Genomic DNA, 25,731 nt, shown 5'->3' with positions numbered 1-25,731 from the left:
TATGTCTGATCTGGTTCGTTTTAAATTTTATGAAACTGCCCTTGAAGCGAATAGGGACAAACAGATTCTGGCTGAAAACGGAATCAATAGTTTCATTGCGAATGAACAGCTAATCCAATCGGATTGGCTGCTGTCTCAAGCTGTAGGCGGTATTCAACTTCAGGTTTTTGAGGAAGATCTGGAAAAAGCAGGTCAGGTTCTACAGGATTATAAAGAGAATGAACAATACTCATTAGAAGTAGAGCACACTATTGAAGATCCGGAATTTGATTTTGTTTGTCCGAAATGTGGCTCCAATCATATCTACAGAGATGACAGAGCGACCAGTTTTTTTGGTATTTCATTTTTAACGAGCCACAAGTTTGTGTGTTACTATTGTGGGAATGAATTTACCCACGAATAAGCACAAAATAATATTTACATTAATAAGAAGGCTGCTTCATTGAAAAACAATGGAACAACCTAAAAATAAATAAAGAGTTATGAAGATCATCTGCATAGGAAGAAATTACAGCGAACATGCTAAAGAATTAGGAAACGAAATTCCGGAGAACCCTGTTATTTTTATGAAACCGGATACAGCGGTTTTAAAGGGAAATGATTTTTATATCCCTGAATTCTCCAATGATATCCACTATGAACTGGAAGTGGTTATAAAAGTTTCTAAAGGGGGAAAGTATATTCAGAAAGAAACCGCTCATAAACATTACGAAGAACTGAGTTTAGGAATTGATTTTACAGCCAGAGACCTTCAAAGCGAATTAAAATCAAAAGGGCTGCCTTGGGAACTAGCCAAAGGATTTGATGGTTCAGCAGTTGTAGGAAACTTCTTCAAAAAGGAAAATTTTGACCTTGGGAACCTTTCTTTTTCACTTCTTAAAAACAAAGAGAAAGTTCAGGATGGAAATACGAAAGATATGCTTTTCCATTTCGATGATATTATTGCTTTTGCTTCTCAGTACTTCACTTTAAGAGTAGGAGATCTCATCTATACAGGTACCCCAAAAGGAGTTGGAAAAGTAGAGGAAAATGATATTCTGGAAGCCTACCTTGGCGAAGAAAAAATGCTTGACATCCGAATATTATAAGTATTTAACATAAAAGTTTGGTAAATTTTTCCTATCTTTAGGTAACAAAATGAAAGGTTATGATAAATATTGTATTACCCGTAGATTTTGGGGACAAAACAGACCAATTGGTAGACGGTGCCATAAAATTTGCAAAACAACTTAATGGTAGAATTTACCTGATCCATGTTGCACCATCAGATATCGGCTTTGCCATTGGTGATATGGGATTCCAATATTTCCCGGAAGTGGAAGCGAATGAAATCAGGGAAGAATTGGTTCAGCTTAATAGGATTGAGCAAAGAATCATTGCCCATGATGTCGATTGTGAACATCTTTTAAAACAAGGATTGGCAAAAGACATCATTCTAGAGCACGCCAAAGCTAAAAATGCAGATTATATTGTGATGGGCTCCCATGGAAGAAGTGGAATTTATGATGTATTCGTAGGAAGTCTTACCAAAGGACTTACAAAAAGTTCAAATATTCCTGTTCTGGTACTTCCTATCCACGACTAAGTAAAAGAAAATTTTAATCGTTAGTAATAAAAAAACCGATCAAATAAATTATTTGATCGGTTTTTTACTATATAACCAATTAATTAACCTTCTTTTTTGTAGATATTCGGATCGTAGTAAGGGTGCTTACCTTCCGTTGGAGAATAATAGTCTTTATCTTTGTCACCACCTAGTGTTACAACTAGTACATAGCACCAATAAGTGAACAATACACAGCAAACTGCAAACAGAATCCAGTTTAAAACATTTCCAAAAGCATCAAAGAACCCGAAACTCGATTTGAAAACTTTGCTTAAGAATAGAAAGAAAGACGTCATTATTTTCCTTTTTTAAATTAACTTTGTACAAATTTATAAAAAATGTTTAAATTACTTTCAAAAGAAAGCAATATTTTTTCAATTCCTGTTTATATTGGTTGTCTTCTTTTAGTTGTTGTAATATTTAACATACTGAATTTCAATACTTATGAAGCTATTATTGCCGGAATTACCTTTCTGGGAATTGCTCTTGGATATTTTTGTTTTCATAGTGTTGCCCTTAATTATCAGACTCATCTGCCGTTATTTTTATACACGTTCTTTATTTTTGGACTGTATCCGGGTAATTTAGACATAGGAATTGCAGTTTCATTGTTAACCAATTCGTTTCTTATCTTACTTTTAACGAGTGCAGATGAAGATATAAGGAAGAAATCATATGTATTGGTAGGAGCTATTGTTGCTCTGAACTTTATCTTCTTACCTACTACCTGGCCGATGGCTGTTTTTGTAATCATTCACGTGGTTGCTACCTCTGCTAAAATAGGATTAAACCTTTTCAGGTTCCTTTTAGGAATGATTCTGATTGTATTCAGTTATTTTTCTGTGATGTACTTTGTACAGTTTACTTCATGGAATATCGATTATTTCCCATTTGGAAAGATGAAACCGGTCACAGATTATACAGAATTATTTCCTTTAATTCCTGTAGTATTAATGCTTATTTATGCTGTGTATGACCATTTTCAAAATTATAATAAGAAAAGTCCTATAAGCAGATATAAATATACTTTTCTGTTGGTCTTTTCCCTAGCTCAGCTTGTTACAATCATTCTCTACATGAATAAAAGCTATGAATATTTGCTGCTTCTGGCATTTCCATCAAGTATTATTCTAAGCAGAATGATGAGATTCTTACCCAAATATTGGATGCAGGAAGTAGGTTTGTGGCTTATTATTTTGAGTTTACTGACCTTTAAAGCAGGTACAGTTTTTGATTTATTTTAAAAAATTATGATTCAGATAGACGATAAATTGATTTCTGAGGAAATCTTTTCCGAAGAATTTGTATGCAACCTTAGCAAATGCAAAGGTGCATGTTGTGTGGAAGGTGATGTTGGAGCTCCCCTGGACAAAAATGAGCTTGAAATACTGGACGGTATTTTTGACAAGATTAAGCCTTATCTTACTCAAGAGGGTATCAAAGCCCTGGAAGAGCAAGGTACATGGACTACCGACCCACACGACGGAATGTATGTTACTCCTATGGTAGAAAACCGTGAATGTGCGTATGTAACTTTTGATGATAAAGGAATTACAAAATGTGGTATTGAAAAAGCCTATGAAGATGGTGCTGTAGATTGGCAAAAACCTATTTCATGCCACCTTTATCCTATTCGTGTTACAGAATACTCTTCATTTACGGCTTTAAATTACCATGAATGGAATGTATGCAGTGATGCCTGCACGCTTGGAAAAGAGCTTCAGGTTCCTGTTTATAAATTCCTGAAAACACCATTAATCAGAAAGTATGGCGAAGAATTTTATAATGTTCTGAGCGGAGCTGCTGATGAATGGAAGAAAGAATATGGTTCATAATCTTATCGAGATTTGAATAAAAAAACCGCAGAGATATACTCTGCGGTTTTTTTATTATGAGTAACAGGTAATTTATTATTGTTTTGCTCCTGCGCTATCCTTAATTTCTTTTTTACTGTCAGCCTTTTCTGTTTTTTCCCAGCCATCTTCAGGCATTAATATCGCTATATTTCTACCTTTAGATAGATATTTTCTGGCAACATTCTGAAGGTCTTTTACGGTAAGTGCTTTTATTTTATCCTGATAATTCAGAATATCATGTTTATCACTTCCGTCTACTTGGTTCTGAGCAATTCCCTGCAGCCAGAATCCATTGTCTTTAAGGCTTGTCTTGTACTCGTTATATTCTCCTTCTTTATATTTATCAAGGTCTTTTTGTTCAGGGCCGTTATCAATAATTTTTTGAAGTTCAGCAGTAGCACTTTTCGTAAGCCTATCTACATTTTCAGGGCCACAAGGGAAATTAATACTGAAACTATAAGTACTGTAAGGAATTTTACTCATTCCTCCGCTTGCTCCCCCTCCATAAATCCCACTTTCTTCTTCCCTCAGCTTTTCAAGAACTTTAATAGTTACTACTTCTCCAAGAGCGGATAAGGCAAATGCTTCTTTTTCATTATAGGTAGTTTCTCCACTATAAGAAATGTTTACAAGGCTTTTAGGTTCTTTCCCTTTCTTATAAACCTTTGTATATTCTCCTTCTATCGGTCTGTATCCCGTATCTTTAAAGGTAGAAGGTGATCCTGAAGCAGGAAGGCCTGCAAGATAATGCAAAACTTCATTTTTAAACTGGGTTTCATCAATATTTCCTACAAAATAAAATTGAAAGTTTCCTGCATTAGCAAATTTTTTCCGATAGATATCATAGGCTTTTTTATAGTCTGTATTAACCCAATCTTTTTCGGTTGGCTCAAGGCCAATAAATCTTGGATTTTTCTGATTGACAAATTTTGCATGTTCACTGGAAAAATAATATTCAGGATCCGAAGCCAGATTAGTCAGCATTGCAGACTTTTTTATTTTATACGCATTGAAAGAATCGGGATTATAATTTAAATCTGTAAAGCAGGCATATATTAATTCCATAGCAGTTTTCAGATCTTTTTTAGAGCTGGTTCCGGAAATACCTTCTGTAAGTCCTCCGATGTAGGAACTGGCACTTACCTGCTTACCTGCCAGATAATGTGCTAAATCTGTTTTGGAAAGTCCTGCTATTCCGGCCTCTAATAAGGCATCAAAGGCAAATTGTGTTTTGTTATAGTCTACATCAGAAATTATTGAACTTCCTCCTAAACTTAAAGCTGCAAATACAATTTCATCATCTTTAAAATCCGTTTTTTTAAAGGTAACCTTTACTCCATTACTTAAAGTCCAGGTTGTTGTTCCCAGTTGAACATCTATGTCTGTTTTGGTAATTTTCCCTTCGGATTTAAAAGGTTTTATCAAACTTTCAACTTTATTCCTTTCTTCGTAAGGCTTCAGGTCAGCCAATTTCAGCTGATCAAACGTTTCAAGAACCATCGCTTCTGTTGGCATTGTGATATTGTCCTTTTGAGGGCCTGTAATGACCACTACTCTGCTATCATCTTTTACAAGCTTCTCAATAATCCCATTGGTTTTTGTAAGTGTTACCGTCGGTAAAAACTTTTTAACCTGCTCAAATTCCCAAGCTATTCCGGGAATGGGTTCATTCCTTAAGAAATTACTCACGAAACCGCCAATCAAATCTCCGCTTTCATTCTTATCTCTGTTATGATAAGCCCATTCATAAGAAGAAAGAATTTGAGTTTTTGCTCTCTCCAGCTCAGATGGTGTAAATCCAAATCTTTTGGCTCTTTCTACTTCTTCCAGAAGAATTTTCAAAGCATTCAGCTGATCTCCTTCTTTGGTTATCGCTGATCCTTGAAATGCTTCTTTTGACCTTGCATACGTTCCTCCGTGATAAACGGCTCCGTAAGTAAAAGGAGGATTATTTGAGTTAATTAATTCTCCCAGTCTATTATTCAGCATAATATTGACTAACCCTTCCACAATACTTTGGTTATACTGTTCAATTGTGATGTCCGGCTGATATATTCCGGTATCTTTGATGATAAATTGTACTCCTGAGCTTGTAGCATCAGGGTCTGTTTCTACCGCTACCAATGTCTCTTTATGATTGGGAAGATTGAAACTTTTTCTTTCTCTTGGATGTAACGGATTCTTGTATTTTTCAAAATTATTTTTAATCTTTTTTTCAACATCTTTTACATCAATATCTCCTACGACAACGATGGCCATCAAATCTGGTCTGTACCAATCCTGATGAAATTTTCTGATAACCTCAGGCTTAAAATTCTGAATCACCTCTTTCTTTCCCATAGGAAGTCGCTCTGCATATTGGGATTTATACAGTTGTTTGGGAAGATATTTGTCCTGCATTCTTTTGTCGGCACCAAGTCCCAGTCTCAATTCTTCTAATACAACTCCTCTTTCTTTATTGATTTGTTTATCCGAAAGCGTTGCATTGAATGCCCAATCTTCCATAACTTTTAATCCGGCATCCAGGTTTCCTGGCTTATCTAATGGAACAGGAAGCATATAAACCGTTTCATCAAAACTGGTATATGCGTTAAGATGTTGTCCAAATTTTACACCTATGGATTGTAGAAAATCTACGAGTTTATTATCAGGAAAATTTTTGGTTCCGTTAAAGTTCATATGCTCCATAAAGTGAGCCAGACCTCTTTGATTTTCATCTTCGAGAATGGAACCTACATTAATTGCCAGACGAAAATCCACTTTTTTTTCAGGCAATGTATTTTTTTTGATATAATACTTCATTCCATTGGAAAGAGTACCGATTTTTACGGAAGGATCTATAGGAATATTTTGTCCGAAAAATCTTGGGGAAATCAAGCTGACAATCATCAATGGAATTAACCTTTTCTTCATATACTTTATTTTTCCCGACAAAAGTATATATTATTTATAGACTAATAAAAAAGTGCGTTCTAAAGTATTGTTAAAATAAGATCATAAAAAAGCCGAAAATAAATTTCGGCTTTCTATATTGTATATAAAACAGATGAAAGATAATGTATTAATAGTAACCACTACTCTCAATAACTTCCAACTACCTTACTCTGCTTATTTGAAATCAGCATCCGTAACTCCGGAATTCACTGTAACTTTTGTCGTTCTGATAGTCACTTTCTGACCAGAACCTTCTGCTTCAACAACCTGAGGGAACTTTAATCCATCTGCCGACATATAACTTTCTATAGTCACATTACCTTCTCCGGCAATCGTTTTATATAAAAGTCCTGTAGCTGCATCAAAATAAAATTTTCCTTTATCTGAAGACAATACGTTATAATCATTACCGTCTAGCTTTTCTACAGTAACATTTTGAAAAGTAGCTCCATCAAATGCTAATGCATCCACTGGTTTTGCTTTTTTTAGCTCAGCAACTTTGTCTGCAGGAATTGCAGTTTTGTTCCCCATCTGATCAAAATATCCTTTTTCTCCATCGAAAAACTGAACCATCTGCTGTCCCATCAAAGACTGTACAGATTTGAATTTGTTGCCCATTTTCTTAGTGGTCATGTTAATTTCCATTCCCTGAGCAGACATAGTGTTTTCCATATAAAGAGTTTTTACACCCTCTAATTTTTCTTTTCCTCCTAATGCTTTAAAGTAATTATCCAATACTTCTTTAGGCGTTAATTTTGATTTTACAGCCTCCGTTGTTACAGAAGCGGCATCTTTCTTCTGAGCTGCTGCCGGAACAGAGAAAAGTACGGCACAGAAAAATGGAATGATGATCTTTTTCATATATGTAATAAGTTTAAAGGGTAAATATAGGAATATTGGCGGACATGGATAAGAATATGAGTAATGATTAATGAGTAATAAGTGATGAATGACGATTGATAAAAGGCAGTCACAATGCTGAAAGATACTCAGACAAAGAACAAAGGAGTGGAAATAAAAAAACCGCCAAATACTTGGCGGTTTTGAAATATTTATATCTGCGTATAATTATTTTTTAAGCTCTTCTAAAAATTCGTCGTGAGAAATTTTAGTTTCTTTTTTGCTAGCTTTTTCAAGAATTACATCTTTTAATTTAGCCATAGCAACTTCAGAAGAGATTTGTCTTACTTGCTCTTGATCTTTCAACATCTCAACAGCATATTTTTGGATCTCCTCTTCACCTAAGTGGTGGATTCCGTAGATCGCCAATTGGTTTTTCACTAATTGCTCAGCTTGTGCCAATACATCAGCATAATCAAGGTTAATTTCGTTATCAGTCATCAATTTACCTTCGATGATCTGGTATCTCAATTGGTTTTTCTCGTTTTCAAGAATTTCTTTAGCTTGCTCCTCAGACTGGATGTTCTGGTTAGAGAACATTAACCATTTTACTAAGAAAGTTTCAGGAAGTGCTACTTCTTCTTTTTCAGTAACTTGCTCCAATACTTTATTCACGAAGTGAACGTCAGCATTTTGTTGGAAATACTCGTCTAATTCAGTCTTAACTTTATCTTTAAGCTCGTCTTCAGACTTAATGTTTCCTTCTCCGTATACTTTGTCGAATAACTCCTGGTTAAGCTCAGCTAAGTTCAATGAATAGAAGTCTTTTACTTTAACTTCAATTTCGTTGTGGTGTAGGTGTTCTACTTCTTCTTTGCTGAATCCTAATTCTTTAGCTAATTCTTCATCACCTGCAAGAGTTTCTTTAGTTACTTTTACAGATCCGTCCATTTTCAACGCTTTTACTAATTTGAAAGCTTCTTTGTTTTCAGCTGTAATAGTAACGTTCTTTGGGTGGTGGTGGTGCTCTCCTTCAGCATCTTCTTCCACAACTTGAGAAACTTCTAAAGCGATGTAAGAATCTTTAGTGATTTTATCTTGAGGAACTTGCTCAGCGAAACGCTTCTGCATGTTTTCAATACTCTTGCTGATTTCTTTATCAGAAGCTTCTACTTTATAGTGAGGTGCTTCATATTTAGCTAAATCTATAGTGAATGCAGGCTCATATCCTACTTCGAAAGCAACTGTTACCTGATCAGCATTGTAATCTAATTCGTTTACAGGCTGAGGAATAGGCTGACCAACTAATCTTAACTTGTTTTCGTTAACATAGTTGTTCAAAGCATCAGAAACCTGTCTGTTGATTTCTTCAAATGCAATTCCTGCTTCATATTGTTTTTTAACCATACTCAAAGGCACTTTCCCTTTTCTGAATCCAGGAACTTGCGCATTTTTAGCATAATTAATCAATTGCTTTTCTACTTTTTCTTTGTAGTCAGATTTCTCCAATGTTACAGTAAGTAATGCACTTACATCATCATGGTTTTGTGCGGTAACCTTCATTATTGATTAAAATTTTAGGTTGCAAAAATATGAATTTTTTATGAAAATCACCCATTTAAAATCAACTAAAACAGCCAAATATTGTTAAATAAAAAACCACCGAGAGTTTCGGTGGTTTAAACAAGATTAATTATTCCTAATTACTTAGGTTATATTTCGCTTCTGCATCGGTTTCACCTCCTGTCACGCTTCCCCATGCAGTTCCTGATTTAGCGTCATTTACACTTTCCGGAGAGTGGATAAGAGTTAATTTTAAGAATGGTGCATCACCATTTACTGCTTTTGCAACCGTCCATTTTGTTCTTAGCCCTACTCTTTTTCCATCATTTCTTAAATCGCCACCGTCTTGTCTTTCTACTGTAATATCAGACTTTGGAAAGTCGAAAATCAAAAAGTGTTCATTTTTAGCATCAATAATTTCTTTCGTAGCATCTTCATTACCATTTCTGAATTTTGCTTCAACAATATAGCTCTTCCCGTCTTTAAGAGGAATAGTGGGTGTTCCTCCTGCTCCTATACTGTAATCATAAGAAATAGCATTTGCCGCTCCCTCTTCTTTTACCAGCAAAATAATGTTGGTAAGTTCTTCCTGAGGGAGATCATCTTCTTCTGCAGAGCCATTTCTCTGACAGGAAATAACCGTAGTAACAGTAATAAATAAAACAGCTAATAATTTGATAATATTTTTAGTATTGAATAGTTTGTTCATTTTTAAGATTTTAAAATTGTAAAATTTTGATTAAGTAGTTTTTTTAAGGCCTCTAGAATTTGTATCTAAAGCTTAAAATAAAGTTTCTTCCAGGCTCATTCGCAAAGAATCTTAAACGGTTCAGATACTCTCTGTATGAAGTATTGAACAGATTGTTGACGATAAGTCCTGCAGAAAAGTTTTTGCTGATATTAATTCCGGTCTGGATATTCCAAAGTGAATATCCGTTTGGCGGAGTACTGATGTCCAGTATTTTATCCACCAGCTCACCATTTTCATAAAGCTCCAATGGTACATTACGGATTGGAAATCTGGTTTGTTTTAGAAACGTTTGATTTTCAACTGTGAAATAGAAGTTATTCCATTTTTCTTTTTTAAACTGCAGCGCATTGGAAAAATTAGGAGGCATCATTAGAATCAACGGTTCGTTATTCGTATCATCCTGTCCATATACATAGCTTCCCTTTCCTACATAGGTCAGGTCATCTGTCAGTTTCCAGTTAACATCTAAATCTACACCATACATTTTCGCATCAATCTGCTGGTATTCCCATTCCGGGAAAACACCTCTGATTGTAGCCTTAATTCCCACGGGAACTTCATTAATGAAATTTTTAGTAATGAAAAAATAAGGATTTACGGAAACGCTCAATCCTTTCAGAACATTGAATTTGGAATCAATATTCAGATTAAACTGATGTCCCTGTTCATTTTTCAGACTCATATCTCCGGTTTCAATTACTCCTGCAGAATGATGGAGACCATCTGAAAATAATTCAGCTACGTTAGGAGCTCTTCCCACTTTAGCGTAATTAAATTTCAGATCAAAGTTGGCATTGGGACGGTATTCCAATCCTGCGTTGAAAGAAACGTTGTTATAATTAAGCTGCGGACGTGTAAGAATTCTGTTCTGATCCGTCTTCACATAAAACTGTGGATAAGCATCTGCATACGATTTTTCCCAGTCACTTTTATCGTACCATTTGGTTACATCATAACGGGTAAAATCATATCTAGCACCTGCTTCGAAGTTGAATTCTGGAGAAATTTTATATTTGAAAATAGAATAAGCACCTGCAGAATATTTATCATAATTCGGGATCAGACGTCTTGCTTTTGTTGCCGGATCAGAATAGTTATTCTGAAAACCTGCATCAATTCCTGTTTCCAAAGACCATTTTCCTCTTTCTATCAAGTCATTAATATTAAACTGATGGGTCATTAATTCCAGGTCAAGAGCCGGAGTATCTTTCAATTCTCCTCTTCTGATGTCATATTCCTGTCTATGGTTATACTGATAACTGTATGTTGCTGATAATTTTCCGATATTTTCAAATCTTTTGAATGCAGAGACCTTGGCAATATGATGCTCAACGACCTGTCTCGGGTTATCAATATCATAACTGAATTTTCCTGAATAAACAGGAGGATTGGCAGTCATTGCTCTTTCATAATCTTCGGATGTAGAAACATGTGAATCTCTTAAAATTCCAATATTCTGATTGGTTAGATAATAATCAAATGAGATTCCCCTATCAAAGGTATTATTCTGAACCGTAAAATTGAAGGATGAAAAATCCATTCCTGTATTCTTCAGATTGTAGTCAGGAGCACTTTGATCACCCAATTTTTTAATGCTTCCGCCAGATTTTACAGCCCAGCCGTTTTTCCATGTCTTTGCAACATCTACATCTATCCCAAGACCTCTTCCATTGGAAATTCCGGTAAGTCCGACAGACCCTTTAATGGTATCCTTTTTAGGAAAAATTTCAGGCTCCATTACTACGACTCCGCCTACTGCATCACTTCCATATTTCAATGCTGATGCCCCTTTAATTACGTCAATGTGTTGAAAATTATTGATATCAACGTTAGGAGCATGCTCTACTCCCCACTCCTGTTCAGCCAATCGTACTCCATTATTTAAGATACTGATACGGCTTCCATAAAGACCATGGATAACAGGTTTTGAAATATTATTTCCAGTTTTCAAAGCAGTTACTCCTGAAATTCTAGATAATAAATTCCCGAGATTATCGGTAGAATTCTTCTCTATATCAGATTTACTGACTGTTTTGATAACCAATGAACCATTATTTTTATGATTTCCATGTATTGTAATGGTTTCAATATCATTACTATGATGTTCCAGTGTAATAACGATGTGAAGATCCTGATCAACTCCTATATTTTCAGTATAATCATTGCAATCAGGATGTTTTGCAATGAGTGTATACTTCCCAGCAGGGACTTTACCAAAGGAAAATATTCCTTTTTTATCTGTTTTTGCTGTAAAGTTTCCGATTTTCACCACTGCATTTTCCAACATGGTTTTATCATGAAAATCCTGAACAGTTCCTTGTACAGTATACGTTTTCTGTGCACTCGTAAATACCGATCCACAAAAGATCAGCAACAGGCAATATATCAATTTCATTGTAAATAGATTGATTGCATACCCTCTAATAAAGGGTACATTTTTCGTTAAAATTTATTGAATGGGTCGATTCAATTGTACAAGAGTACAATGTATTAATGATGAAGTCCCGGATTATACATCAGCCCATAGAAAATCTTTGAGATATCTACTGCCTATTACAAACCGACAGTTGTTCTACAACAACTTTAAATATAAACGTTAAACGCTGAACATTAATTTTTGACCTCTAAAGTATATAGAGTTTCAACCCAATAAGAGTATTGATTAAGAAATTGCGGGTGGCCCACGAAGTTGAAAGGTAAATTTGGTCTGTGACCAGATTTTCTCCTGAATGGCAATAATTTGCTTTACTTCGTGCGTATAATGCTCAAAGCTAAAGCTGAATTCTTCAGGAGCTAAAGTATGCCCGGTAGCCAAAAAATGACAAGCCAGACAATCGCCAGCTTTCTCTTTATGTGTAGCTTTCGTCATTGAATTTTCGACTTTTTTAAGATTAAACGCCTTAAAATAGTCTACTGAATCATGATGGTGAAAACTCTGAGAAAGCAGCGCGAGGAAGTACACTCCACACAATAGTCTGGAGATAAAACTCTTTAAGTTTCTGCTTTCTTTAATCATGGTTCAAAATTAGGAAAATAATTTAAAACTTCGTGTTAATTTTGAATAATCTATTAATGATGATGGAAATTAGCAACTAAAATTTGAAAGTTAAAACACCATTTTGATGGATAAATTGATCATTATATATTTATGATGTGATGCTGAAGTCTAATCTGTCTTTCCAATAAAAAAATTCGGAACCCGTATCTCGAGTTCCGAACCCTAGTATTTTGTATTCATTATTAATCCAATTGAGAACCTAAATATTCCCATTCCTGCAGAGCATTTTCCAGCTCTTCTTTAGCTTTATTATATTTTTCTAAAGTTTCATCGGAAGGATTTTCTTTAGTGAAAGAAGCTTCCATTTCTTCTACTTTCGTTTCAAGCTCAGAAATTTTCTCTTCTACCTTTTTGATTTTATTTTGGATATTTTTCTGTTCCTTGGTGATGATGTTGGATGTCTGGCTGCTGCTCACCACCGGCTTTTCTTCCACTTTTGGTTTTGCTTCTGCCTTTACCTCCTCAGCACCATGTAGTTTAGCTTTTTCTGCAGAAATTTCTCTGATGCTTTCTTTTTGTCTGTATTCAAGGTATTCATTGATATCTCCTAGGAATTCTTTCATTTTACCATCACGGAATTCATAGATTTTATCACAAAGTCCCTGAAGGAATTCTCTGTCGTGAGAGATTACAATCAGTGTACCTTCAAAATTTTGTAACGCTAATTTGATGATCTCTTTAGATTGAATATCCAAGTGGTTGGTAGGCTCATCCATAATCAACGTATTGAAAGGACGAAGTAACAGTTTACAAAGAGCCAGACGGTTTCTTTCTCCTCCGGAAAGTACTTTTGTTTTCTTTGTAACCGCATCTCCCTGGAATAGGAAAGATCCTAATAAGTCTCTTACTCTTGGTCTTGTTTCTTCTGTTGCTGCATCTTCTGCTTCTTCAAGAACTGTCTTATTCGGTGTTAAAACTTCTTCTTGATTCTGAGCAAAATACCCGATGTTTACATTATGTCCAAGGTTCCAGTCTCCCGAATAATCTTTAATATCTCCTGCTAAAATTTTAGCTAATGTTGTTTTTCCTTGTCCGTTTTGTCCTAAAAGGGCAATTCTGTCTCCTCTTTGAACGATGAAATCTACATTATCAAAGATCTGCTTCTGACCGTAAGCTTTTCCAAGGTTTGCTGCTTCGAAAATTACTTTTCCAGGAACCATAGATTGTACGAAACGGATATTGAATTTTGAAACGTCTTCGTTATCTACTTCGATACGTTCAATTTTATCCAGTTTCTTAATAAGGGACTGTGCGAAAGAAGCTTTTGTAGCACTTGCACGGAACTTATTAATGTTATCTTCCATTTGCTTGATCTCCGCATCCTGATTCTTTTTAGCCTGAATCAGCTTTTCACGGCGGTCTTCACGCATCACAAGATATTTGGTATAGTTGGCTTTATAATCGTCTACTTTTCTATTGTTGATATCAAAGGTACGGTTACAAACTGCAGTCATGAACTGCTTATCGTGACTTACCAGAACAATTGCTCCCGGATAATCTTTAAGGAAATTTTCCAGCCAGATGATAGATTCCATATCCAAGTGGTTGGTAGGCTCATCGAGAAGCATAATATCATTCTTTTGAAGAAGTAATTTTGCCAATTCGATTCTCATTCTCCATCCTCCTGAAAACTCATCCGTGATCTTTTGGAAATCATCTGCTTTAAACCCTAGACCAAACAGCACTTTTTCCATATCACCTTCCAAATTGTAGGCATCATGGTTCATTAAAAGGTCATTCAGCTCGGTCATTTTATTAATTAAATCTGTGTAGGAATCACTTTCATAGTCAGTTCTGGTTGCCATTTGATGGTTAACCTCTTCTAACTCATTTTTCCAAGCATTGATTTGTTCAAAAGCTTGCATAGTTTCATCCCAAACAGTTCTTCCTTTTACAAAATCAAGATCCTGCTTCAGGAAACCAATGGTAATGCTTCCTTCTGTAACTACTTCTCCTTCGTAGAAGTTAATTTCTCCGGATAGCATTTTCAATAAAGTAGATTTTCCAGCTCCATTTTTTCCTACGAGCCCTACTTTATCATCCTTTTTAATGGTGAAATTTACGTTTTGAAATAAATAATTTCCTGAATGATGTAATCCTAAACTTTGAACCGAAAGCATTTTAATTAATAATTAGTAATGAGTAATTGAATTTTCGGGGCAAAAGTACGGAAAAAGAAATGAATACTCCAGAAATAAAAAAGCTGCCAAAAACGGACAGCTTTTAATCAATTTATTTTCCAACAAAATAGAACATTAAAAAGATCTTATTCGTTCCGAATATTCTTTTATTAGTAAGTAATCATCAGCCTACAGAAATTTTAATATTTCTTCTCCTTCTTTTTATCTAAAATCAAACTCAATATCAAAGTAACAAAAATGAGAATCTCAAAATTACAGTATAAAATATCTAATTTAAAACTCAACGATTCTACTTAAAAGGCATCATTACATTATTAAATATCACAAATATTTTTCTAAACATAAAATCAATTTAACAAAAATAAAATATTAATAAAAATTTATTACCATCAAAATGAAAACATAATAAAATATTCTTATCTTTATGAAACACAAAACCATTAATACCCAATGAATAAAAATTTATTACCAGAAGACAAAAAAAAAATTGATCAGCTTGAGAGCTATCTGGATGAAAAGATCAATTATTTTCTTGGATACCCTGTAGCTTTTGATTTTGATTACAGTCCTCTCTATAAGTTTCTAAAATTTCCAATTAACAATGCTGGCGACTCATTTTACCATGGAGGTTCCTATCATATGAATACGCATTCTTTTGAACGGGAGGTTGTATGCTTTTTTGCTGATTTGCTCAAGGCTCCAGAAAACAATTATTGGGGATATGTCACCAATGGAAGCTCAGAAGGTAACCTATATGCTCTTTATCTTGCCAAGCGATTATATCCAAAAGGTATTGTTTATTTTTCAGAGGAAGCTCATTACAGTATTGAGAAGAATATTGATATTTTAGGCTTGCAATATCAGAAAATCAAGACTCAGATTACTGGTGAAATAGACTATAGTGATCTTGAAAAAAAAATTCTTATCAATGCTGAGCACCCTGTTATTATGGTTGCTAATATTGGAACTACTCTTAAAGAGGCAAGAGACGATATACAGAAAATTCAACATATTTTAGACAAACTTAATATCAAGAAGCGTTATATCCATTGTGATGCAGCTTTTTGTGGGGCCTATGCCCAATTTTTAACTCCCAAACCTTATTTTGATTTTAGTGAAGGCGCTGATTCTATTATTGTAAGTGGTCACAAATTCATAGGATCACCTATTCCTTGTGGAGTTGTTATTGTTTTAAAACACAATAAAGAAAAGGTTTCAAGCTATGTAGATGTCCTTGACAGCCTTGATGATACAATTACAGGTTCACGAAATGCTATTACTCCTCTCCTTCTTTGGTATAGTATCAAATATTTAGGAGCTGAAGGTCTGCGTAATCGCCTTGAAGAATGCCTTACCCTCACAGCCTATGCCCTGACAAAAATGAAAGACTTCGGCATTGATGCATGGCAAAATCCAAATAGTCTAACCATTCTTATTCCACGCGTCAATAAAGAACTGCAATATAAATGGCAACTGGCTACCCATGGTAAATTCAGTCATATCATCATTAGACCCGGAATTACAAAAAAGATGATAGAACATCTGATTCAGGATCTTAAAGAGGAATCTTATTCTAATGCTCAAAAGGAAATATAATAAAGTTCTTTTTCTAAAAAAATACAAAGGGCATCATATCAGATGCCCTTACAACCTAAATTTAAAACTAAAGGACTAACACTCATTATTTATTTCACCAGTCTCGTCACCGGAGTTTTGATAATTGACCGAGTCCAAATATCATTATTAGGAACATTGGTTCCGTATAAAAAATCAGTCACGAAACTATCTTCAGGAAGATGAAGTTCAACAGAAAGTCTTACGTTATTCTTCTGATCTACCGTAGTATTGCTCGAAACGTTCAATCCATTATTGAGCAGCTCGACATTCATTTCATACTCAGATCTATTCTTCAATCGATCATGATACAGCCCGAAATTGGCAGCAATATGAATATAATCAACCAGTTTTCTGTAATTATAGGAAGGCTTTTCAGCTACGGAAAACTGCTCTATATAATCCTGTAATTCTTCATAAAAATCTTCTAATACAGCATGTCTGTTATAGTCTATTTCAAGATCATTTCCTATCTTAAATACTGGGGAAACCTCATTAGATTCTTTCAACATTAGTTTTCCATATATTTTTGAAAGCTCACTGTATACTTTATCCCTGGAGATATAAGCTTTTGAAAAAGCATCTTTTCTTTCAATTCCAAATCCAGAAAGTAAGGCATCCCAAACTTGATTCCCTTCCATTCCTTGTTTTCCATTTCTTATATTTTGAACATAATTCTTCAAATCATCCGAATTGGCAAAATCTGTAGAAATATAAACAGACTGTGGCCCTTCCAAATATCCACCTCCAATATCTGCATGCACTCCCGGCACAAAAATCTCTTTGAGAACAGAGGTATTATTTTGAAGTTGAGAATCCTTCATCATGCTTGAGTTTTCAAAAAAGCCAGTCAATGGAAAAAAGAATCGGGATTCATTAGCTGCACAAATATGAAGTGCCTTTTCTATATGATGAGATACGTTCAAATTATAAGTATTAAAGGGCTTTGATTCTACAGTATCAAAAGCTCCTAAAAACTTTATTTTGATATTGGTAAAAGAATAATTTGAAAATAACCAATGGCTAAAAGCTCTTGCCAACATACCTCCTCTTCCAAATCCATATAAATAAAAATGATATTCATCGTCTTGGTCGTGAATGATCTTCCGGACAAAGTCTTCTGCTTTTTGAAGCTTATCATCTGAAGAATATCCTTTTCCATAAGGCGGATTTGCACATGTTGCTATAGCAAAATTATTGTCTTCACTTCCTGTTACAGTTCCTATTCCTTCAATGTATATTTTTTCGTTACCGATAAATAATTTATATAGTTTATAGATATTGGTGAATGCACCATGATAGCTTTCATTATTATTCAATGGTTTATCTGATGAAAGTGCATTTACTCCATTATTTCCCGTACCGTCAAAAAAAATCCCAACGGAAATCACTCTACTGCCATTCATTCTTTTGCTAATTTTTATTACAGATCATCTCTGTACATTTATGTTTTTATTTAAAATCCCTCAAAGAGACATTCCAAAATAACGGAAGAAAGAGCAGTTTGGCTAGAGTGAAAAGTACTAAATAAAAAATTCCGTATTTCTACGGAATCCTATTATATTTTTTATATTTTTTCAAGAGTGTAAATATTATTAACAATGGCATAAATCACTATTCCCACTGTATTTTTAGCGCCTATTTTTTCAAGAATACGCTGCCTGTGACTTTCAACTGTTCTGGGGCTAATGAAAAGTTTTTCTCCTATTTCATTGTTTGTAAACTCCTGACAGATCAACTTCACAACGTCTTTTTCTCTTTCAGAGAGCTCATCTTCAGTTTCAAAAAGTGAGTTTTTCTTAGCTGAACTATTCATATAAGTGAACAACATCTGATGATCTTCAGCAGTAAAAAAAACACCATTTTTATTTACCATCGTAATGGCATCAATAAACGTTTTTTTATCTGAATTTTTTGGCAGAAAAGCAGAAACCCCTAATTTGACCATATAACCAAGGATCGAGGTCTTATAATGAGAGGACAAAATAATGATTTTAAGATCTGGATATTTTTCTTTAAGAATTTCTACCAGCTCAAATCCATTCATGGGTTTCATCTGAACATCTACCAGTGCAATATCTGGAAATTCTTTTTCAGAAAGCTTTTCCAGATGTTCTATAAACTCTGGGCCGTTATCGGCAGTAAGAGACACTGATATATTTTTTTCATTGGACAGCAGCATTTTTACTCCTTCAAGGATGAGCTGTTCATCATCAATCAGTGCTATTTTGATTTGGGAACTCATGGTATTTTGGAATTTTAATAATTAAACGACTTCCTTTATTTATAAAAGATTTTTTCCATTTATGAATGGCATTCATCGATTTGATTCTGGATTCAATGTTTTTGATTCCCATGCCTTTTTTCACCTTTTCATACTCAAATCCCTGCCCGTTATCTGAAATAACAACCGCCATATTCTGTGGATAATCTTTAATATAGATCCAAAGATCTGTCGCTGTGGAATGCTTGATGACATTGGTGGTAAACTCCTGAATAATTCGGTATAACTGTACTTCTACAAAGAGATCCTTCTTCTCATATCCGGGTATTACCTGCATAGATATATTTATTTTATGAGAAAGATTGGCAATGAGCTCTTCTACATATAAAACCAACCCTACCGATTCAAGATTAACCGGATACAATGAATGAGCAATACTCCTGGAAGCATCAATCAGTGAAGACATCTGGCTATAAATATTTTGCTTAATAAGCTCATCCCCCTGGGTATCAAGGTTATTGAGCCATAAGGAAAGAATATTAAGCCTATTTCCGATATCATCATGAATCATAACAGCCATTCTTTTCCTTTCTTCTTCCTGAGCTTTGATGTTTTCTAATATTAATTTTTTCTGATAAAGAACCTCTACTTCATGCTGAGCATTCTTCTCCTTAATAATTCTACTGATAAAAGCCCTGTAAGCCAATAAAATAAAAGAGACTATAACTGCTATGGTAACAATTATAAGAATTAAAAGATTGATATTTAAAGTTACTTCTTTAATCGGATGAAGGTATATATAAGTGAGCAATATAATATACTGGAAAGAATATTATTAACACTGAAGAGAATGTAATAATTGTTCTCTGAAAGATTGACAATCTGATGCTGGATAATAAAAATAAATACTGAAACTGAATAATAGAAAAAAATACTGGTATCTACCCAAAGAAAGCGATTCTGAACTGATGTATTTTTAATTTCACCAATCAATGTAAATCCCGAAAGACAGATGATTATAATGTTGGAAACTACCTTTACAATATCACTATTGGCAGGATAATTAAAGCCATATTTTAAAATCATAAAGCCAACAGCAAGCACTGCACCCAATTTCAAAAATAAATTCGAGAACCCTAATTTTCTAATAAATAAACCCGTTAGTAGAAAAAATTCTCCAGCAATGTAAAACGGGTAAAGGAATGAAGTATCATTAAGCCTTAAAATATAAGGCAGAACAAGATTCAGCAGTTCAATAAAAAACAGAAAAGCAATACAATAAAAATATTGCTTTTCTTTATGATTTAATATGCGGTATTTAATAGCTCCCAGCACTATAACGCCAAGAAGCAATCCATAGTTTAGGAATAAAATCGTCTTATAAAGATCTGCCATTCCTTAATTTATTATTTTAAAATCCATTTTCCATCTCCGGGATACGGCAAATAGGGGGACATGGTTTTGCCCAGTCATACAAATTGGAAATCATATTTGCACGTGGTGAGTTTTGAAGATTTTCGTGGAATGAAATAAAGATCAGAGTTACCAGCATCCTTCCATACACCTTATTATATTTAAGTCCAAAAGAACATTTAATCTCTCTCAAACCATAATCGGCAAGACATAAATCTGCTGTAGGCACATAGAATCTTTTAAAAATGCTCATTCCTTTAGACTCCTGATACTCTTTATAGAACCAATCCATCCCTGATTCTCTCCAAGTTTCAATAGCCTCTATCGCTACATCCTGATCCAGAATAGGTTTATTAGAGATAGGGTAAGCCATATCTGAGGTTTGTTCTACTTTTTCAAGGCTTTTGGAAAGAATTGCATTTTTAACAATAGTATATTCCTGAACTTCTTGCAGGGGTAAATCAGTATCAAGTTCTTTAAGAGAGCTAAAAGGATATTCTCTTTGATCAATTCGGTCTCCTTTTTCATTCAATGGATAAAAGATCAAAATCACCTGATCTTTCCATATTCCCATTGCAGCACAAAATTCAGGATAATCTTTGTAGCTTTTCATCCAATTGAGTGTGCCATCAGAAATGTTAAAGACATAATTCGTAGGAATTAAATCTTTCATTTTGGAAAAATCGGAACGGCAAGAGTCCCATCTATTTGCGGCAGCTATACACTCTTCCACAGGAAGCAAATACTCTACGATGTCTAATGTTGTCATAAGCATGGTTTTTTAGTTGTATAAAATTATACAAACTAAACATGCTGTGCAAGTAGGAATTTAATTAATAATTTTTCACTGTAATATGATAACAACTCTGTTGCCTTTCTTTGATGTAATAAATTCTCCCAGCATCCGCATAATGCTTTAAAACTTTCTCTAAAGCTACTTCCATTTTCGGATTATTTTTGAGAACATTATTGAATCTTACATAAGAAATATCAAAGGAGTTCCCATAATTATGAGAACTTATTCCAAGAGAAGCATTGGAGTTGACCCTTCTCAACCTGCATTGATCTTCCAGTGTTCTGGTTATGGATGAAACCGTGAATGTTCCTCCTTTTGTTGCTTTACTGAATTTGGATCCGATATTCTCCAAGGTTGTTTTCCCTTTAGAAACCATATAGGCTTTGCTATAATCAAGCTTTTGTACCTGATATCCTTTTCCAGATTTTTTTATTTTATGAAACTTCCCGTTATTAATATACTTCTGTAGGGTTTTGGAATCTTTTAACAAATGGATCCCGAAACTTTTGGACGCGTCCAGATGGGGTTTATAAAGCGCAGTAGGCTCCACCTTTAAAACAGTTGTAAGATCATAGCAGGGAAGCGCTTTTTTTGCTGCCTGCGAATAATGTAAACTATACATAAAAGGTACAAAGACCACACAAAGAAACTTTCTCATTAACCACCACTTTAAATTACTTACGAAGAATAAAACAATTATGTTATTTCATTCAAATCTATCTATAATAGTATCCCCACAAATCCCAAACAAACATCAAACCAATTTGCTGAATTTGTAATTTTTATTGCTCCAATTTTGAAATATTTTTTCAGTTTTAACTTTTTACTTTAAGATATAAATTTTACATTTGAGTTACATTTAAAAATAAACAATATGATAAAAAAACTTTTTGCTGAATTTTTCGGCACATTTTGGCTTGTTTTCGGAGGTTGTGGGAGCGCTGTTTTTGCAGCGGGTGTTCCTGACATCGGTATCGGACTTTTAGGAGTTGCTTTAGCTTTCGGTCTTACTGTTCTTACAATGGCTTATGCGGTAGGACATATTTCAGGTGGGCACTTCAATCCCGCAGTTTCTTTTGGACTTTTAGCAGGCGGAAGGTTTTCTGCAAAAGATCTTGTTCCTTATATTGTAGCACAATGTCTGGGAGCTATTGTAGCTGCAGGATGTTTATACACGATCCTTAATGGAGCCGGAGTTGTAGATTTCTCAAAACCGGGAGCATTTGCTACCAATTTTTATGGAGAAGCAGTATACAACGGAAAAGCATTTAGCATGGGTGCAGCATTTCTTGCTGAGTTTTTATTAACAGCTTTCTTCCTTATCGTGATTATGGGTGCTACAGATAAATGGGCTAATGGTAAGTTTGCGGGTATCGCTATCGGACTTGCCCTTACTTTAATTCACTTGATCTCTATTCCAATCACCAATACCTCCGTAAACCCTGCAAGATCACTTTCTCAGGCTGTTTTCACTGGCGGTTTGGCTATGTCACAGCTTTGGCTGTTCTGGGTAGCTCCGATTCTTGGTGGAATTGTGGGCGGATTGATCTACAAGTTCTTACTTCAGAGAGATTCTGCAGAAATCACGGATTAATTAATTTTAGAATTACAAATCACTATAAAATCCTGTCATCAGACAGGATTTTTTTATATAGAAGCTTATTCTTATTATTAGACGCAGGTTTATGATGAAAATGCTTTACTTTTAGGAAGATTTTGCCACTAATAAAGGATTATATCTATGTGACTATGTGGTGGTAAAAAATGAAATGTAAGTAACAAAAATAATTTCATCTACTCTTGTTATAAGTACTCTGATATTATTTTTTATTTTTAAGATCAAAAGGATTTTTGAAAATCAGTTCTTCATGTTTGCCTTTGATTTCCATTTTGCGTTGTAATAAATTGAGAGCCATTTTTCTGATGAACAGATCTTTATCATTCAGTTTCCAATAAGAATCTTCATGAAGCCTTTTGGGAGGACGGATGAGATAGAATTCGGTGTCCCAGGTGTCAGCATTATGATAAAATTCAATAATTCCACAATGCTCAGGAATTAGATTAGATTCTACCATTCCCATCGGCAACAAAAAGCTGAAAGCATTACAGACATAATCTCCACAGGAAATTTTATCATGTTTCAGAAACTTTTCTCCTGTATCTTTATTAAGATATGATTTTTTGAAATCATTTTTAAAGTCACTTTTGGAGAGCTTGATCTCAATTTCATGACTCATTCCTTCAGCATCAATAATGAGTATATCTGCTTCCCAATCTGCCTGAAAATAATTAGTCAGCACGAGTTCTTTTTCAAAATCGCAATGGGTGTGGATATATGCGTGAACAAGTTCTTCTATTTTAAGCATCATTTAGAATTTGAAATGAGACCTCTTTTTATTCTCAGAAATCCTGCATCATGAATCCCCAAGCAGGGTTTATTTAGCTTACCAGTAAGCTGCATCCTCTGATATCAGAATGATCTATTCTTCCCAGCACCTGAAATTTATCACCAACTATTTTACCCAAGTCCTGAGTAGCGATGAATGAACAGGAATGAGTATTGGCTAAATCGATGATATTGATTGCCCCTGTTCTTCCTTCTTTTTCATAAGAGAAAGGATCTTCTGCATTTCGGATCTTAATTTTCATCCAATTAGGACAAAGATATTCGTTATTACCAAGAGAGTATGCCTGGGATAACAATTCTGTCATTGAATATTCTGAATAGATCTTATCAGTCTTGAAACCATCCTGCAAAATTTTCAAAAGCTCATCTTTTGTCATTTCTTCTTTTCTGCCTTTCATTCCTCCGGTTTCGATAATGATTAAGTTCTCAAGAATACTCAAAGAATCTTCGCTACGCTCAGAATGACAGTAGTCCAAGAAGTCTAATAAAGCAAAAGAAACTCCGAAAAGGATTACTTTTTTATCCTCCAATTGGTTTAAAAGATCAAAAAGATCAGCATGATTGTAAAGAAAATATCCATTCTCAGCTTTCGCAGATTTTTTCATTAAATAATCTACCATATAGATCAGGGATGAATTCTGTCTTTCGAGATAACTAGGAAGCAAGCCGAGAAAAATAAAATCTTCAGGTTTGCCGATAAACTGTTCAAAGCTTTTATAAATACTTTCTTCATACAAACCTGTATCAGCAATAAAGTGCTTGGAAAGATTCATCTGTGTAGTCCCTGAACTTTGAAAATAAAGATTCGTTGTCATATTTTTATCCAGAATCTGATGATTTTTAAACATTTCGATGGGCAGAAAAGGAATGTTTGACAGGTTATCAACCTCATCCGGATTGATGTTTAGAAAATCTACAAACTTTTTATATATCTCAACATTTTCATACTGATAACGAAATGTTTTCAATGCTGCATTCAGGAAATCCTGCTCGGTCTGTATGTTGAATATATTTTGCGTCTCCATAATTTTTTTTCAATCTTCTATTACTTCAGTGTAAAGTAATGATCTGAATAAAATATTTTTATTTAACTTTTTTTTAATATCTGAATTTGAGTTTGGTAAACTTCTTGCAAGTACCTAAATGGAATATGGATTAAAAACAGAATGAGTCCCCCACTCATTCTCAAATTACCTCTTTTAGGGGTAATTTTTTTGTTTTATTTTTCGAATGTCTTTAATTCAAAGTCTTTTTCAAAAACACCATAGGTAAAATAAGAAATCCAATCTCCAAGGTTGATGTATTTTGAATTGTGTCCTAAATCCAGCACCATCGGAAGATGACGATGTCCATATACGAAATAATCAATTTTTTCAGTCTTCAGCTTCTCTTTGGAATAAATGATCAGAAACTCTTTGTCTTCCCCTAAGAATTCTTTGTCTTCTTCTCCGGAGATCATTTTATTTTTCTGAGACATATACAAAGCTACTTTCATGGCAATATCAGGGTGAAGCCATTTGAAAAACCATTGTGCTATTGGATTGGTAAAGACTTTTTTCATTCTTTTATAGCCTTTATCACCAGGCCCCAAACCATCTCCATGAGCCAATAAAAATTGTTTTCCACCCATTTCAAAATATTGTTTCTGATAAAAAACGGTACATCCGATTTCTTCTTCAAGATAATCTTTCATCCACAGATCATGATTCCCTACAAAAAAATAAATTTGGATTCCTCGGTCTTTCAGTTCAGCAATTTTTCCCAGAACACGTATGTATCCTTTGGGTACCACATGTTTCCATTCATGCCAGAAGTCAAAAAGGTCACCCATTAAAAATAAAACCTGTGCATCTTCCTTGATCTGATCCATCCATCGTATAAACTTTTCTTCACGCACCTTACTTTCTTTAGGTGTAGGGGCACCGAAATGCTGATCCGAAGCAAAGTATACTTTTTTTCCAGGTTCTAAATTAATTGTTGTTTTTAACACCTTGTGAGCTTTATGAGATAATAATTATTGATTGTCTTCTGCAAACCATTCTCCATAAGAATTTTCAGTCTCATGAAGTTTAAGATAAGCCAGGGAAATTCCTTCGGGAAGTCTTGATTTTATTTTAGCAGCAATAGCATATAGCATATTTTCGCAGGTTGGCTGGAAACTGCAATAGATTACCTTATGGCCCTTTTGTTCAAGATCGTCTCCCAATTCTTTGTGAGGAGTCAGCGCATTCAGAAGCACTGCATGATCCCAAACATCTACGATTTCAGATTTTACGATACTTTTGATATCTCCGAAATCAACCACCATCCCATTTTTAGGGTTATCAATATCATTAATCGGTTTTCCCTTCACTGTTACGAACAGTTTATAGGAATGTCCATGCATATTTTTACATTTCCCATCGTAGTTGTACAGTACGTGGGCTGTTTCGAATGTAAAAATTTTTGTAATACGTATCATATTGCAAAGATATGACAAAACCGCTTAACAAAGAAAAAGACTGTCTCTATTACAATGATTTTCAAAT

At 34.4% G+C, this 25,731-nt stretch carries 25 protein-coding genes; 7 read left to right on the top strand and 18 right to left on the bottom strand.

Features of this window, described 5'->3' with window-relative positions:
- Nucleotide 1: 1 nt before the first annotated feature.
- The 3 genes from GTR01_RS02560 (at nucleotide 2) to GTR01_RS02550 (ending at nucleotide 1,585) form a co-directional block, all read left to right on the top strand.
- Nucleotides 2-403 (top strand): putative signal transducing protein, encoded by a 402-nt coding sequence (locus GTR01_RS02560; RefSeq protein WP_160136299.1) that lies wholly within the window; start codon nucleotides 2-4, stop codon nucleotides 401-403.
- A 79-nt stretch (nucleotides 404-482) separates the two neighbouring features.
- Nucleotides 483-1,088: a fumarylacetoacetate hydrolase family protein gene (locus GTR01_RS02555; RefSeq protein ID WP_160136298.1), complete on the top strand. Its 606-nt coding sequence runs from the start codon at nucleotides 483-485 to the stop codon at nucleotides 1,086-1,088.
- Between the two features lie 59 nt (nucleotides 1,089-1,147).
- The gene (locus tag GTR01_RS02550) at nucleotides 1,148-1,585 is read left to right on the top strand and encodes a universal stress protein (RefSeq protein ID WP_160136297.1); all 438 of its coding nucleotides are present in this window, start codon (nucleotides 1,148-1,150) and stop codon (nucleotides 1,583-1,585) included.
- Nucleotides 1,586-1,668: 83 nt separating this feature from the next.
- Here GTR01_RS02550 and GTR01_RS02545 read toward each other — a convergent pair whose 3' ends face one another.
- Entirely contained in the window at nucleotides 1,669-1,902 is a 234-nt protein-coding gene (locus GTR01_RS02545) for a DUF6341 family protein (protein WP_160136296.1), read from the bottom strand.
- A gap of 42 nt (nucleotides 1,903-1,944) precedes the next feature.
- Between GTR01_RS02545 and GTR01_RS02540 the strand changes: the two genes are divergently transcribed.
- Nucleotides 1,945-2,850 carry a DUF6427 family protein gene (locus GTR01_RS02540; protein ID WP_160136295.1) on the top strand — a complete coding sequence of 302 codons (906 nt, stop codon included), beginning with the start codon at nucleotides 1,945-1,947 and terminating at the stop codon, nucleotides 2,848-2,850.
- Nucleotides 2,851-2,856: 6 nt separating this feature from the next.
- On the top strand, nucleotides 2,857-3,441 hold the full coding sequence (locus tag GTR01_RS02535) for a DUF3109 family protein (RefSeq protein WP_160136294.1): 585 nt from the start codon (nucleotides 2,857-2,859) through the stop codon (nucleotides 3,439-3,441).
- A gap of 75 nt (nucleotides 3,442-3,516) precedes the next feature.
- Here GTR01_RS02535 and GTR01_RS02530 read toward each other — a convergent pair whose 3' ends face one another.
- The 7 genes from GTR01_RS02530 to GTR01_RS02500 form a co-directional block, all read right to left on the bottom strand.
- Complete coding sequence (locus GTR01_RS02530) at nucleotides 3,517-6,375, bottom strand: M16 family metallopeptidase (RefSeq protein WP_160136293.1); 2,859 nt, start codon at nucleotides 6,373-6,375, stop codon at nucleotides 3,517-3,519.
- A 195-nt stretch (nucleotides 6,376-6,570) separates the two neighbouring features.
- Entirely contained in the window at nucleotides 6,571-7,257 is a 687-nt protein-coding gene (locus GTR01_RS02525) for a hypothetical protein (RefSeq protein ID WP_160136292.1), read from the bottom strand.
- A gap of 207 nt (nucleotides 7,258-7,464) precedes the next feature.
- Entirely contained in the window at nucleotides 7,465-8,799 is a 1,335-nt protein-coding gene (locus GTR01_RS02520) for a trigger factor (RefSeq protein WP_160136291.1), read from the bottom strand.
- 136 nt (nucleotides 8,800-8,935) lie between these two features.
- On the bottom strand, nucleotides 8,936-9,508 hold the full coding sequence (locus tag GTR01_RS02515; RefSeq protein ID WP_160136290.1) for a hypothetical protein: 573 nt from the start codon (nucleotides 9,506-9,508) through the stop codon (nucleotides 8,936-8,938).
- 52 nt (nucleotides 9,509-9,560) lie between these two features.
- Nucleotides 9,561-11,945 (bottom strand): TonB-dependent receptor, encoded by a 2,385-nt coding sequence (locus GTR01_RS02510; protein WP_160136289.1) that lies wholly within the window; start codon nucleotides 11,943-11,945, stop codon nucleotides 9,561-9,563.
- Nucleotides 11,946-12,212: 267 nt separating this feature from the next.
- Entirely contained in the window at nucleotides 12,213-12,566 is a 354-nt protein-coding gene (locus GTR01_RS02505; RefSeq protein WP_160136288.1) for a hypothetical protein, read from the bottom strand.
- 224 nt (nucleotides 12,567-12,790) lie between these two features.
- Nucleotides 12,791-14,728, bottom strand: coding sequence for an ABC-F family ATP-binding cassette domain-containing protein (locus GTR01_RS02500; RefSeq protein ID WP_160136287.1), 1,938 nt, complete (start codon nucleotides 14,726-14,728; stop codon nucleotides 12,791-12,793).
- Nucleotides 14,729-15,199: 471 nt separating this feature from the next.
- Between GTR01_RS02500 and GTR01_RS02495 the strand changes: the two genes are divergently transcribed.
- The gene (locus tag GTR01_RS02495) at nucleotides 15,200-16,345 is read left to right on the top strand and encodes a histidine decarboxylase (protein ID WP_160136286.1); all 1,146 of its coding nucleotides are present in this window, start codon (nucleotides 15,200-15,202) and stop codon (nucleotides 16,343-16,345) included.
- An 89-nt stretch (nucleotides 16,346-16,434) separates the two neighbouring features.
- Here GTR01_RS02495 and GTR01_RS02490 read toward each other — a convergent pair whose 3' ends face one another.
- From GTR01_RS02490 to GTR01_RS02465, 6 genes are all read right to left on the bottom strand, one after another.
- Complete coding sequence (locus GTR01_RS02490) at nucleotides 16,435-17,769, bottom strand: T6SS phospholipase effector Tle1-like catalytic domain-containing protein (protein WP_160136285.1); 1,335 nt, start codon at nucleotides 17,767-17,769, stop codon at nucleotides 16,435-16,437.
- 161 nt (nucleotides 17,770-17,930) lie between these two features.
- On the bottom strand, nucleotides 17,931-18,608 hold the full coding sequence (locus GTR01_RS02485; protein WP_160136284.1) for a response regulator transcription factor: 678 nt from the start codon (nucleotides 18,606-18,608) through the stop codon (nucleotides 17,931-17,933).
- A complete protein-coding gene (locus tag GTR01_RS02480; RefSeq protein ID WP_228452138.1) occupies nucleotides 18,577-19,398 on the bottom strand; it encodes a sensor histidine kinase in 822 nt (273 codons plus the stop codon). Before GTR01_RS02480 ends, GTR01_RS02485 begins: the two co-directional genes overlap by 32 nt.
- Nucleotides 19,359-19,982, bottom strand: coding sequence for a hypothetical protein (locus GTR01_RS02475; RefSeq protein ID WP_160136283.1), 624 nt, complete (start codon nucleotides 19,980-19,982; stop codon nucleotides 19,359-19,361). Before GTR01_RS02475 ends, GTR01_RS02480 begins: the two co-directional genes overlap by 40 nt.
- Nucleotides 19,983-19,998: 16 nt before the next feature.
- Nucleotides 19,999-20,769 carry a hypothetical protein gene (locus GTR01_RS02470; RefSeq protein ID WP_228452137.1) on the bottom strand — a complete coding sequence of 257 codons (771 nt, stop codon included), beginning with the start codon at nucleotides 20,767-20,769 and terminating at the stop codon, nucleotides 19,999-20,001.
- A 64-nt stretch (nucleotides 20,770-20,833) separates the two neighbouring features.
- Nucleotides 20,834-21,454 carry a DUF5715 family protein gene (locus GTR01_RS02465; RefSeq protein ID WP_160136281.1) on the bottom strand — a complete coding sequence of 207 codons (621 nt, stop codon included), beginning with the start codon at nucleotides 21,452-21,454 and terminating at the stop codon, nucleotides 20,834-20,836.
- A gap of 219 nt (nucleotides 21,455-21,673) precedes the next feature.
- Between GTR01_RS02465 and aqpZ the strand changes: the two genes are divergently transcribed.
- Nucleotides 21,674-22,390, top strand: a complete 717-nt coding sequence (gene aqpZ / locus GTR01_RS02460; protein ID WP_160136642.1) for an aquaporin Z — start codon at nucleotides 21,674-21,676, stop codon at nucleotides 22,388-22,390.
- Nucleotides 22,391-22,616: 226 nt separating this feature from the next.
- Here aqpZ and GTR01_RS02455 read toward each other — a convergent pair whose 3' ends face one another.
- From GTR01_RS02455 to GTR01_RS02440, 4 genes are all read right to left on the bottom strand, one after another.
- Nucleotides 22,617-23,162: a hypothetical protein gene (locus GTR01_RS02455; protein ID WP_160136280.1), complete on the bottom strand. Its 546-nt coding sequence runs from the start codon at nucleotides 23,160-23,162 to the stop codon at nucleotides 22,617-22,619.
- A gap of 73 nt (nucleotides 23,163-23,235) precedes the next feature.
- The gene (locus GTR01_RS02450) at nucleotides 23,236-24,228 is read right to left on the bottom strand and encodes an acyl transferase (protein ID WP_160136279.1); all 993 of its coding nucleotides are present in this window, start codon (nucleotides 24,226-24,228) and stop codon (nucleotides 23,236-23,238) included.
- A gap of 194 nt (nucleotides 24,229-24,422) precedes the next feature.
- Nucleotides 24,423-25,193 carry a UDP-2,3-diacylglucosamine diphosphatase gene (locus GTR01_RS02445; RefSeq protein WP_160136278.1) on the bottom strand — a complete coding sequence of 257 codons (771 nt, stop codon included), beginning with the start codon at nucleotides 25,191-25,193 and terminating at the stop codon, nucleotides 24,423-24,425.
- 24 nt (nucleotides 25,194-25,217) lie between these two features.
- On the bottom strand, nucleotides 25,218-25,664 hold the full coding sequence (locus tag GTR01_RS02440; protein WP_045500594.1) for a 6-pyruvoyl trahydropterin synthase family protein: 447 nt from the start codon (nucleotides 25,662-25,664) through the stop codon (nucleotides 25,218-25,220).
- Nucleotides 25,665-25,731: the final 67 nt, after the last annotated feature.

Origin of the sequence: Chryseobacterium sp. c4a, assembly GCF_009900745.1 — a bacterium.
GTDB lineage: Bacteria > Bacteroidota > Bacteroidia > Flavobacteriales > Weeksellaceae > Chryseobacterium.
The sequence above is the reverse complement of the archived record's forward strand: the minus strand, read 5'-3'. Positions and strand labels throughout refer to the sequence as shown.

What these genes read in the sequence shown, in the direction of transcription:
- GTR01_RS02560 (WP_160136299.1), top strand. Translation starts at nt 2, where the DNA reads ATGTCTGATCTGGTTCGTTTTAAATTTTATGAAACTGCCCTTGAAGCG.
- GTR01_RS02555 (WP_160136298.1), top strand. Translation starts at nt 483, where the DNA reads ATGAAGATCATCTGCATAGGAAGAAATTACAGCGAACATGCTAAAGAA.
- GTR01_RS02550 (WP_160136297.1), top strand. Translation starts at nt 1,148, where the DNA reads ATGATAAATATTGTATTACCCGTAGATTTTGGGGACAAAACAGACCAA.
- GTR01_RS02545 (WP_160136296.1), bottom strand. Translation starts at nt 1,902, where the DNA reads ATGACGTCTTTCTTTCTATTCTTAAGCAAAGTTTTCAAATCGAGTTTC.
- GTR01_RS02540 (WP_160136295.1), top strand. Translation starts at nt 1,945, where the DNA reads ATGTTTAAATTACTTTCAAAAGAAAGCAATATTTTTTCAATTCCTGTT.
- GTR01_RS02535 (WP_160136294.1), top strand. Translation starts at nt 2,857, where the DNA reads ATGATTCAGATAGACGATAAATTGATTTCTGAGGAAATCTTTTCCGAA.
- GTR01_RS02530 (WP_160136293.1), bottom strand. Translation starts at nt 6,375, where the DNA reads ATGAAGAAAAGGTTAATTCCATTGATGATTGTCAGCTTGATTTCCCCA.
- GTR01_RS02525 (WP_160136292.1), bottom strand. Translation starts at nt 7,257, where the DNA reads ATGAAAAAGATCATCATTCCATTTTTCTGTGCCGTACTTTTCTCTGTT.
- GTR01_RS02520 (WP_160136291.1), bottom strand. Translation starts at nt 8,799, where the DNA reads ATGAAGGTTACCGCACAAAACCATGATGATGTAAGTGCATTACTTACT.
- GTR01_RS02515 (WP_160136290.1), bottom strand. Translation starts at nt 9,508, where the DNA reads ATGAACAAACTATTCAATACTAAAAATATTATCAAATTATTAGCTGTT.
- GTR01_RS02510 (WP_160136289.1), bottom strand. Translation starts at nt 11,945, where the DNA reads ATGAAATTGATATATTGCCTGTTGCTGATCTTTTGTGGATCGGTATTT.
- GTR01_RS02505 (WP_160136288.1), bottom strand. Translation starts at nt 12,566, where the DNA reads ATGATTAAAGAAAGCAGAAACTTAAAGAGTTTTATCTCCAGACTATTG.
- GTR01_RS02500 (WP_160136287.1), bottom strand. Translation starts at nt 14,728, where the DNA reads ATGCTTTCGGTTCAAAGTTTAGGATTACATCATTCAGGAAATTATTTA.
- GTR01_RS02495 (WP_160136286.1), top strand. Translation starts at nt 15,200, where the DNA reads ATGAATAAAAATTTATTACCAGAAGACAAAAAAAAAATTGATCAGCTT.
- GTR01_RS02490 (WP_160136285.1), bottom strand. Translation starts at nt 17,769, where the DNA reads ATGAATGGCAGTAGAGTGATTTCCGTTGGGATTTTTTTTGACGGTACG.
- GTR01_RS02485 (WP_160136284.1), bottom strand. Translation starts at nt 18,608, where the DNA reads ATGAGTTCCCAAATCAAAATAGCACTGATTGATGATGAACAGCTCATC.
- GTR01_RS02475 (WP_160136283.1), bottom strand. Translation starts at nt 19,982, where the DNA reads ATGGCAGATCTTTATAAGACGATTTTATTCCTAAACTATGGATTGCTT.
- GTR01_RS02470 (WP_228452137.1), bottom strand. Translation starts at nt 20,769, where the DNA reads ATGACAACATTAGACATCGTAGAGTATTTGCTTCCTGTGGAAGAGTGT.
- GTR01_RS02465 (WP_160136281.1), bottom strand. Translation starts at nt 21,454, where the DNA reads ATGAGAAAGTTTCTTTGTGTGGTCTTTGTACCTTTTATGTATAGTTTA.
- GTR01_RS02455 (WP_160136280.1), bottom strand. Translation starts at nt 23,162, where the DNA reads ATGCTTAAAATAGAAGAACTTGTTCACGCATATATCCACACCCATTGC.
- GTR01_RS02450 (WP_160136279.1), bottom strand. Translation starts at nt 24,228, where the DNA reads ATGGAGACGCAAAATATATTCAACATACAGACCGAGCAGGATTTCCTG.
- GTR01_RS02440 (WP_045500594.1), bottom strand. Translation starts at nt 25,664, where the DNA reads ATGATACGTATTACAAAAATTTTTACATTCGAAACAGCCCACGTACTG.